5 protein-coding genes are annotated in these 12,202 nt (G+C 45.0%); all 5 read left to right on the top strand.

All coding sequences use genetic code 11. The features are described from left to right. The first annotated feature begins 528 nt into the window (after positions 1 to 528). Complete coding sequence (locus J0X14_RS07820; protein WP_207097199.1) at positions 529 to 3,750, top strand: SusC/RagA family TonB-linked outer membrane protein; 3,222 nt, start codon at positions 529 to 531, stop codon at positions 3,748 to 3,750. A 25-nt stretch (positions 3,751 to 3,775) separates the two neighbouring features. After that, positions 3,776 to 5,449 (top strand): RagB/SusD family nutrient uptake outer membrane protein, encoded by a 1,674-nt coding sequence (locus tag J0X14_RS07815; protein ID WP_207097198.1) that lies wholly within the window; start codon positions 3,776 to 3,778, stop codon positions 5,447 to 5,449. A 160-nt stretch (positions 5,450 to 5,609) separates the two neighbouring features. Beyond that, positions 5,610 to 7,013 carry a Gfo/Idh/MocA family protein gene (locus J0X14_RS07810; protein WP_207097197.1) on the top strand — a complete coding sequence of 468 codons (1,404 nt, stop codon included), beginning with the start codon at positions 5,610 to 5,612 and terminating at the stop codon, positions 7,011 to 7,013. A 102-nt stretch (positions 7,014 to 7,115) separates the two neighbouring features. After that, positions 7,116 to 10,436 (top strand): VCBS repeat-containing protein, encoded by a 3,321-nt coding sequence (locus J0X14_RS07805; protein WP_207097196.1) that lies wholly within the window; start codon positions 7,116 to 7,118, stop codon positions 10,434 to 10,436. A gap of 235 nt (positions 10,437 to 10,671) precedes the next feature. Then, complete coding sequence (locus J0X14_RS07800) at positions 10,672 to 12,186, top strand: TolB family protein (protein ID WP_207097195.1); 1,515 nt, start codon at positions 10,672 to 10,674, stop codon at positions 12,184 to 12,186. The last annotated feature ends 16 nt before the right edge of the window (positions 12,187 to 12,202 follow it).

Genomic DNA, 12,202 nt, shown 5'->3' with positions numbered 1-12,202 from the left:
ATACAGGAAGTGGAGGATTACTTTCCATATCGAGCAATACCATTGGCATTGAGTGACAAGAACCCACGAAAGGAATATAGATCGTTGGGATATATTTTGTGCTTGTGCACCATTAATGTTTCGATGTTGATACAAGAAATAACTCTCCCAAATACCCATTGCTTCATACATAATTTTCCCAGGGGAGCAAGAAAAGGGAAACGAAAAACGTATGGGAAATTTCCTTCAACAACTATTTTGCTACAGAAATTAACTTCCGGTAATTGACCCAATCACACCATAAGTACCTATTCTGGGATTCTAAATAATTATTACATATATCTCATTATCAAATATTTACATTTTTTAAATGAATCGTGATAATAATTCGACTTCTTAAAACTGTTATTCGACCTTATCCGGATAGACTACGGTTACTTTCACATTATCTAACGCTATGAAGTTCTACCAACCCTTTGAAATCATATCCAGTGGATTGGCAATGGCACTTCATTTTAAACCTTAATTAACTAACAAACTGAAATCATTATGGATCAAAAAAATGTCTATCATCGGATAGGGCCCAAAGAAAAAAGGTTGCCCAAAACCATTTGGCTCCTATCAATGATTATTTGTCTATGTACGCAAGTCACATGGGCCAATTTTGAAAACCGGGTCGAGAGTCCCAAAAATTCTGTTCTTCAGCTGACCATTACCGGAACGGTGACCGATGACAGTGGAATGCCCTTACCTGGTGCCAATGTAATTGTAAAGGGGACCACCAATGGCACAACAGCGGATTTTGATGGCAACTATACCATTGAGGCCGGCAGCGATGCCATTTTGGTCTTTTCATACATTGGGTTTACCAGTCAGGAAATTGCCATAAATGGAAATTCAACCATTGATGTTACTTTACAGGAAGATGCAAGGCAATTGGATGAAGTGGTCATTACTGGTTATACCACGCAATCCAAGGCCACGGTCACAGGAGCTATGGTACAAGTTGATACTGAGGAAGCCTTGGATGTTCCGATACAAAATGCGGGACAGGCACTCCAAGGTAGGGCTTCAGGTGTACATGTCGTTGGTGGCGGACAACCGGGAAGTACCCCATTGATCCGAATCAGGGGTTTTGGTACCACCAATGAGAATGGCCCGTTATTGGTCATCGATGGCATGCAGACCACGGATGCCAATATCTTAGGCCAGATCAACCCCAATGATATACAGTCCATTAACGTCCTCAAGGATGCCTCTGCTGCCATATATGGGGCAAGGGCTTCCAATGGTGTTGTCATTGTCACCACAAAATCGGGGTCTAGGGATGAAAAGCCCTCCATTAGCTTTAGCTCCTATGTCGGCTTTCAAACTGTGGCCAAAACCCAGGATGTCCTTAATGCACAACAATTGGGTGACGTGCTTTGGGAAAGCTTCAACAATGATGGGGTCACCCCGACCCACCCCCAATATGGCAATGGCCCTACCGCCACTATCCCAGAATTCATAAGGGGAACTGATACCATGCCCTATGACATGAATGACAACAAAATTACCCGTAGTGGTGACACCCGTTGGCTGGACGAGATATTCCAAACAGGTATTATCCAAAACTATGACCTATCCGTCAGTGGAGGTAATCAAAAAAGTCGTTATCTGATGTCCGTGGGATATCAAAATACAGAAGGGATACAATTGCACACGGGCTTTGAACGGATCGTTACCAGGATCAATACAGAATTCGATATTCTGGACAATGTCCGTGTCGGTGAACATTTAAGTGCCTCTTTCACCGATCAGCTCGCCCAAAACCAAGTGGGAAATGCCCAGCGCATGCCCCCATTGGTCCCCATATATGATGAAGCCGGGAACTTTGCCGGTGGTGGGCCCTCAACAGCAGCGGGTCTGAGCAACGTATCCAATCCGGTAGCGGAATTGATTCGTGGGAAGGATAATTTCGACCGGGCATTGCGCCTCATTGGGGATGTTTACACCGAAGTAAAGTTCTTGGATGGTTTCACCGCCAAATCAACTTTTGGATTCAACGTGGTGGACAATTTGACAAATGATATTGCAAGGGCCAATCCCGAAGCTCCTGAACCAAAGACCAATGCGCTCACAGAGACCCAGAGCCGTTCCATATCTTGGATATGGAGCAACACCTTGCGATGGGATAAAGATTTTGGTGAGCACAATATCCAACTATTGGGCGGTGTTGAAGCTGTTAAGGAGGATTTTAGGATAACCTCGACACGAGTTCAGAATTTCCTTTTGGAGGACACTGATTTCTTCATTTTGGGAGCTGGAACGGGCACGCCATCCATAATCGACAGTCGCTGGGAGGCCAGTACATTGTTTTCTTTCCTGTTTAATGCAAATTATTCCTATAAGAACAAATACTTGGCTTCAATTTCATTGAGGCACGATAAAACATCACGTTTTGCAGAAGGAAACAATACCGGTCTTTTTCCGTCAACCAGTGTTGGTTGGGTCGTCAGTGAGGAAGACTTCATGCCCGATGATTCTTGGCTGTCCTACTTAAAACTAAGGGCATCCTATGGCCAACTTGGAAATCAGGATATTCCAGTACCAAACCCAGATGTCAACATCTTAGAGGCTCAACAGGAGGTGGGGTTTTATCCCATAAGTGGTGCTTCCGTAGCAACGGGTGCCATTCTCTCCTCCTTGGGGAACCAGGATTTAAAATGGGAACGTTCCAATCAGTTCAACATTGGTTTGGACACCCGGTTCTTTGATGACAACCTGAGCATATCTGTGGATTACTTCAACAACACCACAAAGGATATGATCATAGCGAGCCCATTGCCAACAACATCCATTGATGCCAATCCCGCCTTTATTAATGCGGGTGAAGTGAACAACAAAGGGGTTGATTTCTCCATCAACTATTTCAACCCTGACCAAACTTCCCAATTAAAATGGGATATTGGATTGAACGTTTCAGCTTATAAGAATGAGCTTGTAAAGGTCAACAGTAACAACCCCGATGCATTTTTGAACGGATCTGTATTTAGATCAGGGACAATTACAAGAAGTAGTAGTGGACAGCCCATCTCCTACTATTTTGGACGTGACGTTATTGGAATTTTCCAGAACGCCAATGAAGTGTCCAGTGCTCCCGATCAAGGATTTGCCACTGCTGAGGACGGTGTTGGTAGGTTTAGGTACCGTGATATTGATGGAAACGGGGTGATCAATGATGATGACCGGACCATTCTAGGAAATCCACATCCAGATTTCACCTATGGGATAAATGCCAATTTGAGCTACAAGGATTTCTTTATGACCCTATTCCTTCAAGGGGTCCATGGAAACGAACTATACCATTTCGCTAAAATAGAGAGCGATTTTCCAACATTTCTGAACAGTAACAGAAGTGTAAGGGTTTTGGATTCTTGGACACCGAACAATACTGATGCAAGCCTTCCGGCTCTCAGCACCAGTATCAGGAACAATGAATCCCAACCAAACTCTTATTTTGTAGAGGATGGATCCTACCTACGTCTGCGGAACATTCAGATTGGGTACAACTTTGAAATTCCCAGCTTGAGCATCACCAATGCCAGGGTCTATGTACAAGGAACAAATCTTTTCACAATAACGGATTATAACGGTTCCGAACCTGAAATTGGCCAAACTGCCGCTGGAGATGATCCGAATCCCCCTGCGGGTGATCTAACCATAGGAGTTGATGATGGACGATTTCCACAACCTAGAACATACATTTTAGGCTTGAACTTCAACTTCTGAACATAACTTTTAAAAACTCACTAAAATGAAAAAAACAATAGTCAAAACACTTTGCGTTTTCTTAATACTTCTTTCATGTTCTGAAAGTTTCACGGACATTGCACCCAAGGGAAGTCTTAATTCCGATGCATTGGCAAACGAACAGGGGGTCGACCTTCTTTTGATCGGGGCCTATTCCATGCTCGATGGATTTCGATTCGGTCTTACCCAGGATTACAGATCAAGTGGTGATAACTGGTGGTTTGATGTGGTATCTGACGATGCCCACAAAGGAGCCACCAATGGTGACCAAAATGAGCTTTATTTGTTGGAACACTTCGACTGGGCCACCAACAACCCTTACATTAGGGACGAATGGGTCGGACCGTTTGCTGGAGTCAACCGCGCCAATGCCGTTCTTGCCCAGGCGGCAGTTATCGAAGGTGTGGATCTCACCCAACAGATTGCAGAGGCAAGGTTTCTACGGGCGCATTTTAATTTTGAACTGCAACGTACCTTTCGGAACATTCCATTTTTGAGCGAAGAGGACCTCAACGATCCCAATAAACCGAACCCAGGACCAATATGGGATAAAATCGAAGAGGATTTCCAAGCGGCCATAGATAACCTACCAGAAGTGAGTGGCGAAGTAGGAAGGGCCAATAGTTGGGCCGCCAAGGCGTATTTGGGCAAAGCTTATCTTTATCAAGAAAAATTCACCGAGGCACTAGCCGTGCTCCAGGATGTAATCAACAATGGGCCTTACGGGCTCCATACCGAATATGTGGACAACTTCAACCTTCGTGGGGAAAATGGAGTGGAGGCAGTCTTTAGCATCCAATTCTTCAACGATAGTGGGGATTCCTTCAATGGTAACCGGGGAGGTGCACTTAACCATCCGGGTGGTGGACCTTTGAATACCTGCTGTGGCTTTTTTCAACCTTCACAGGACCTTGTAAACTCCTTTCAAACAGATATGTCAGGTCTGCCTCTATTGGACACATGGAACCAAACGGATGTCACCAATGACCAGGGCATTGCTTCCGATGAGCCCTTTACGGTTCATAGTGGACCTTTAGATCCCAGATTGGACTATACCGTTGGAAGACGGGACATTGATTTCAACGGGTTTGGAAGAAATCCAGGCTTCGATTGGGTAAGGGTGCAATCCGCAGGGGGACCTTATTTAGCGGCCAAAAACACGTACAGGGCCTCGGAACCGGAAGCACGGTCCACGGGAGGACCATGGGGCCAAGATCGCTCTGGCATAAATTACAATGTCATACGTTATGCGGATGTATTGTTGATGGCCGCCGAGGCCGCTGTGGAAACCGGTGATCTGGATACTGCACTTGACTATGTGAACCGAGTCCGGAACAGGGCCAAGAACATGACCTATGTCCCCACGGTGGAAGGCGTGAACCCAACAGACTATCAAGTAGAACCTTATGTTTCATTTCCCGATCAAGCCTTCGCCAGGAAAGCCGTTCGTTTTGAAAGAAGACTTGAATTGGGCATGGAGGGTCACAGATACTTTGATTTGGCACGTTGGGGGGTACTGGAATCCACCATGAACACTTATTTCCCCAACGAAGAACGAACCATTCCGGGTATAGACCTTGGCATTCCCGTATTGCCGAAGCACAGTGTTTTTCCAATACCCATAGAAGCCATAGATTTGAGCAATGGTGTATTGGAGCAAAATCCAGAATGGCAATAAAAACAAGTATCACTACCTTCATTCATACCAAAGGGTGCCAGTCGGGAATTGCACCCTTTGGTTTTATCGATAAAAATTCACCGGGAATCGGAAGGGTTCCAAAAGCAACCATTTTCATGTGAAAGGCAACTAAAATTTTGATTCGAAAAAACAACGAACAATGAAAAAAACAAGTTCAAACCAAAGAAGGTCTTTTATAAAAAAGCTATCGGGAACCGCATTGTTGGCCGGTACGACTCCCACTTTGATATTGGGAAATTCAAAGGACAGACCCTATTTTGCCATCAATGAGCCCCAAAGAAAATACACCCCTAACGATACCATCCAAATAGCGACCATTGGAATGGGCATCCAAGGGTTCAATGATACCCGTGCAGCCTTGGCCACACCGGGAACAAAACTAGTGGCAGCTTGTGATCTCTACGAAGGAAGGCTAAAACATGCCAAAGAAGTCTTTGGCAAGGATATATTCACCACAAATGATTACATGGAAGTTTTAAATAGGCGCGATATTGATGCGGTCATCATAGCAACTCCCGATCATTGGCACGATCGGATTTCCATGGATGCCATGGACCACGGCAAAGCTGTTTATTGTGAGAAACCGATGGTGCACAACATCGAGGAAGGATGGGCCGTCATTGAAAACCAAAGGAAGAACAACAAAGTGTTCCAAGTGGGCAGTCAACGGGTAAGTTCTTTGGTCTATAAAAAAGCAAAGGAACTGTACGAAGATGGTGCAATAGGCGAATTGGTGCTGGCCGAAACCTGGAACGATCGTCAATCGAACCTTGGTGCCTGGAATTATTCCATACCATTGGATGCCTCACCGGACACCATTGACTGGGAGCGCTTTTTGGGAGATGCCCCAAAGATTGCCTTTGATCCCATCCGCTTTTTTAGATGGCGCAACTATCAGGATTATGGCACCGGTGTGGCCGGAGACCTGTTCATCCACCTATTTTCGGGCATCCACTATGTTATCGGCTCCTCGGGACCCTCCAAAATGTACACTACGGGAGGATTGCGCTATTGGAAGGATGGTCGTGACGTTCCCGATGTCATGATTGGGTGTTATGATTATCCTGAGAGCAAAAACCACCCCGCGTTCAATATGCAGATCCGCGTTAACTTCATCGATGGTGGAGGTGGCGGGGGAAGAATCCGATTGGTCGGCACCGAAGGGGTCATGACGGTTGGCGGGAACTCCGTCAGGGTCACCCGGAGCAAAGTATCCGATCAACCAGGATACGATGGTTGGGACTCATTCGATACGTTTGACGAGGCCAATCAACGGGAATTCGAAAAATGGTACAAACAAAAATATCCCACTCCTCCGGCCAATGTTGCGGAAAGTGGGGAAATGGAGTTCAGGATCAGTAACAACTATAGTGATCATGAGAACCATTTTTCAAACTTTTTCGATTCCATGCGCACGGGCAGTACCGTAGTGGAAGATGCTGTTTTTGGGTTCCGTGCCGCTGCCGCTGCCCTAGGGGCCAACAAAAGTTATTTTGAGCAAAAAATAATACATTGGGATCCAGAGGCGATGAAATTTGTTTAGAAGCAATGGTATGGGCCAAATCATGACATTTCCAAAAACTTCCTTACAAATACCATAGAATGGTATAGAAAGTGAATCACTTAAAAACATTTTGTCCATATTATGATCAAGACCCTGATTAAAAGCCTTCTCTTTCTGGCAATGTCCATTTTTCTGTCAGCTTGCACGCATCAAAATCCTAAGAGCGAAATAAAAAGGTTTACCTTGCTTGACAGTGCATCCACCGGAATTACATTCACCAACCAATTAACGGAGAGTGATTCCTTAAATTACTTTACGTTCCAGTATATGTATATGGGTGGCGGCACTGCCATTGGCGACATCAACAATGACGGCCTTGCCGATATTTTCCTCACCGGAAATATGGTGGAGAACAAGCTTTACCTGAACAAGGGGGGAATGAAATTCGAGGACATTACCCAAACTTCAGGAATCAGCGGTGATTCCAGGTGGTATACAGGTGTGAGCCTTGTGGATATCAACAATGATGGCCACTTGGACATCTATCTCAGTGTTTCAGGAAAAAATGGGAACAAAAGCAATCAACTCTATGTCAACAATGGGGATCTGACTTTTTCGGAAAGGGCCGAAGAATATGGCATAAACGACATCGGCCAATCCATACAATCCACATTTTTTGACTATGACAAAGACGGAGATCTGGATTTATTCGTCATCAATTACCCGATAACGGACTTTAAAACGGCCAATACGGTATATCGAATGATGATAAACCGCCCAGATATGGCAAAAAGCGATCATTTGTACACCAACAACGGCGATGGTACATTTACCAATGTTACCGAAAAGTCCGGTTTATTGAATTTTGGCCTCTCGGTGAGTTCCTCCATTGCGGATTACAACAACGACGGATGGGACGACATCTACGTTTCCAATGATTTCAGCACACCGGATTACCTCTACATCAATAATGGGGACGGCACTTTTACCGATAAGCTGAACGAAGCCACAAAACAGGTTTCGTTTTACGGGATGGGGACGGACGCCGAAGACGTGAACAATGATGGATTATTGGACCTCGTACAAATGGATATGGCCCCAGAGGACAATCGCCGGTCAAAGGCCAATATGGCCAGCATGAATGTAGGTCTTTTTTGGAGCACGGTCAATCATGGGTTCCATTACCAGTACATGTACAATTCTTTTCAGCTCAACCAAGGCATGGGTGCCGATGGCCTTCCTATTTTTAGCAACATTGGATGGATGGCCGGCATTTCCTCAACGGATTGGAGCTGGGGTCCCCTGATAGCCGATTTCGACAATGATGGCTGGAAAGACTTGTTCATCACCAACGGAACCCGCAGGGAAATCAACAACAAGGACTTTTTTAAGAACCTTGAAAAAGACCATGTTGATCTAAATAAGGCCTCATTGATCGATTTGGTCAATGAGATGCCCTCAGAAAAAATAGACAATTATATTTTCAAGAATACCAATGGCCTGCAGTTCAAAAAAGTGAACGAGGATTGGGGACTGAGCTACAAAGGGTTTTCCAACGGGGCCGCCTATGGTGACCTGGACAATGACGGAGACTTGGATTTGGTGGTGAACAATATAGATGATACGTGCCGTGTGTTCCAGAACAATACCTCAGAAATCAAGGATGGGCACTACCTAAGGATCAAATTGGTATCGGACCGACCAAATCACATGGGTATAGGCGCTAAGGTAACGGTCGTAAGTGACGACCTGACCCAATATTTCCATTTGAATCCAACCAAAGGGTTCCAATCCTTTATGGAGCCCGTGCTTCATTTCGGCTTGGGGAAGAGCAATAGGATCGACACATTGATGGTGGATTGGGGCGATGGTTCCCGGGAAGTGTCCGTGGACATCAATGCGGACCAAACCCTGACCCTTATCAAAGGTAAAAACCAACAATTGGAAAAATCAGAAGCCCCGATGGAACAGATGTTCCAATTGACCAATCAGAAATTTGACACGATTTTCTGGCACAGTGAAAACCCATACAACGATTTTGGCAAACAAGTACTGCTTCCGCACAAATTATCAAACTTTGGCCCCGCCATGGCCATTGCCGATATCAATGGGGACGGACTTGATGATATCTACGTCGGAAATGGCGCCGGATTTCCAGCTGCCATGTATGTACAGCAAGCTGATGAAACTTTTGTTTTGACCCATGGAATCTGGGAACAGGACCAAAAATATGAAGACTTGGGCGCCCTATTCTTTGATGCCAATAATGATGGCAACCAGGATTTGTATGTTGTCAGTGGAGGCAATGGGTTTACGGATGAGGATATGTTCCAGGACAGGCTATATTTGAACTTCAATGGGACTTTTCAGAAATCGGAAGGGATCCTTCCAAAGATCACGGGAAGCGGCTCCCGTGTTATCCCATCAGATATAGATCATGATGGGGACATCGATCTTTTTGTGGGGGGAAGGATCTCACCACAGAATTATCCAAATCCAGGTCGAAGCTACTTGTTGGTCAACCAGATGGACCAAGGTGTTCCAAAATTTGTGGATGCCACGGGTGAACTGGCCCCTGGGTTGGCCGATATCGGCATGGTCACCGATGCGCTTTGGAATGATTTTGATGGAAATGGCACCACGGACCTAATTGTGGTGGGGGAATGGTTGCCCTTGACCATTTATAGTCAAGAAAATGGAAAATTCATCGATAGGACATCGGATTTTGGTTTTGCGGATACCACAGGGTGGTGGTCCAGTATCGAAGGTGCGGATTTTGATAAGGACGGTGATATTGATATTCTTGCCGGCAATCTCGGATTGAACTATAAATATCAGGCGACCCCAGAGGCTTCCTTTGAGCTATATGCCAATGATTTTGATGAGAACGGAAACACGGATATTGCCCTCGGATATCACAATGAAGGGGTTCTCTATCCGGTAAGGGGGCGGCAATGCTCCTCAGAACAAATACCGGCAATCCAACTTAAGTTCAAGGATTACAATTCGTTTGCCCAAGCTTCTTTGGAAGACGTATATGGCAAGGAAAACCTTAAGGAGTCCCAACATTTTACAGTAAAGTCCTTCGCCAGTGTCCTATTGGAAAATAAAGGGAAAGGCAGCTACGATTCCAAGCAACTTCCTTTGATGGCCCAATTGTCACCCATCAATGATATTCTAATCGAGGACTTCAACAATGATGGCCTTCTCGATGTGATCATCGGAGGAAATCTATACGCGTCGGAAATCGAGACCCCTCGCAATGATGCCTCAATAGGCCTACTGTTGCTGGGTGACGGTGAATGTGGTTTTAGCCCAATGCCCTATTCCAAAAGTGGGATAAACATGGGATATGACGTTAAGACCCTTGGTTTGATAAAGAAGGACAACGGGTTCAACATAGTAATTGCCAACAACCAGGGACCATTGGAATTACTTTCACAATCATTCCCTGTTCATTGATCTAAAAAAGCAATAACATGTAACAACCTTCACTAATAAATACTTCCAATGGAACAGGTTCACATATTCACAAATCTTGATCTTGTATCCTGACCAATTCATTCACAAAAGATATAATTTCAACCTTTAATAACAGCTTTTCAACCTTACAAGTGGCCGGGCTCCATAATATTGTCCTATCTAAATTATAACTGATCAAGAATGTATCATTTCACTAAAACCCGCTCTTAAACCCATGAAAAATACGATTACCTTACTTTCGTTTTTCCTTTTATCCCTAATCACAATGGCCCAAGAAAATCCTTTAGGCATTTTTCAATACAACCAAGATATTGGCCATCCGAAATTGGCAGGTTCGGCCACATACGATGAAGCCACCCAGACCTACACCATCAAAGGTGCTGGATATAACATATGGGGACAACGTGACGAGCATCGTTATCTGTACAATAAGGTCAAGGGTGATTTCATTGCCACTGGCAACTTCAAATTTGAGGGCATCAATGAGGTGCACCGTAAAATCGGTTGGATGGCCCGTGCCTCGGAAGATGACAATTCGGTCATGGTGGGAGGATTTTTACACGGTGATGGCTTGACCGCAGGTCAATGGAGGGAACGACAAGGAGCAGCGATGCAAAATCCCTTTGATGATGTTTGGGCCGCCAAATCCTATTATGATATCATTCAACTGGAAAGGCGCGGCAATACCTTTATTGTCAGGGCTGCCCATGAGGGCGAACCCTTACAGGTCATAAGCTCAAAAAAGTTGGAGTTCATGCCGGAAGAAGTCTTGTTGGGAATCGTTATTTGTTCCCACGTAGAGGATGTCATTGAAACTGCCAACGTATGGAATGTGCGAATCGATCAACCGGTTGCCGAAGATTATGATCCAAGTGCCGAAGGGTGGATCGGGTGTAGATTGGAAACCATGAATGTCTTTGATGGCAAGCGTAAGGTCATCCTTGAAAAGGACAGTCGTTTTGAAGCACCCAATTGGATGCCAAACGGCGATGAACTGTTATTCAACATGGAAGGGTCACTTTATACCATACCTGTTTCCGGGGGCGAACTGGAAAAGTTGGATACCGGCTCGGCAGACAGACTGAACAATGACCATTGTATTTCCTTCAATGGGAAGCTGTTGGGCATTAGCCACAACGATGGAGACGGTTCCAATGTATTCTATTTACCGCTCGAGGGAGGGGAACCAGAACCTGTGACAACGACTCCCCCTTCCTACCTTCATGGATGGGCCCCAAACAACAGGGACTTGGTTTATGTGGCCAGACGCAATGGGTCCGACATTTATGATATCTATAAAAAATCGATACGGGGCGGAAATGAAGTGAAGCTCACCAATAATGGAAAGTTGGAACATGTTGACGGATGTGAGTATTCCCCTGATGGAAAATACATCTATTACAACGGATCCAAAAATGGTGGAACCATGCAACTGTGGCGGATGAAACCTGATGGAAGTCAAAAAGAGCAGTTGACCTTTGACCAATATAACGATTGGTTTCCCCATATTTCACCTGATGGGAAATGGATCGCCTTCATTTCTTTTATGCCGGACATCACGTTGAACGCACACCCATCATACAAACGGGTAATGTTACGTTTGATGCCAACATCGGGAGGTGCACCTAAAGTAATCGCGCATTTGTATGGAGGCCAAGGTACCATCAATGTAAATTCCTGGTCACCTGACAGTAAGCATATAGCATTTGTAAGCAATTCGGGTAAATGAGAGTTTAAGTTTAGTT

Source organism: Allomuricauda sp. CAU 1633, assembly GCF_017313225.1.
GTDB lineage: Bacteria > Bacteroidota > Bacteroidia > Flavobacteriales > Flavobacteriaceae > Flagellimonas.
The sequence above is the reverse complement of the archived record's forward strand: the minus strand, read 5'-3'. Positions and strand labels throughout refer to the sequence as shown.

Excerpts from the sequence above, each read along its gene's own strand:
- J0X14_RS07820 (WP_207097199.1), top strand. The coding sequence starts at position 529 with ATGGATCAAAAAAATGTCTATCATCGGATAGGGCCCAAAGAAAAAAGG.
- J0X14_RS07815 (WP_207097198.1), top strand. The coding sequence starts at position 3,776 with ATGAAAAAAACAATAGTCAAAACACTTTGCGTTTTCTTAATACTTCTT.
- J0X14_RS07810 (WP_207097197.1), top strand. The coding sequence starts at position 5,610 with ATGAAAAAAACAAGTTCAAACCAAAGAAGGTCTTTTATAAAAAAGCTA.
- J0X14_RS07805 (WP_207097196.1), top strand. The coding sequence starts at position 7,116 with ATGATCAAGACCCTGATTAAAAGCCTTCTCTTTCTGGCAATGTCCATT.
- J0X14_RS07800 (WP_207097195.1), top strand. The coding sequence starts at position 10,672 with ATGAAAAATACGATTACCTTACTTTCGTTTTTCCTTTTATCCCTAATC.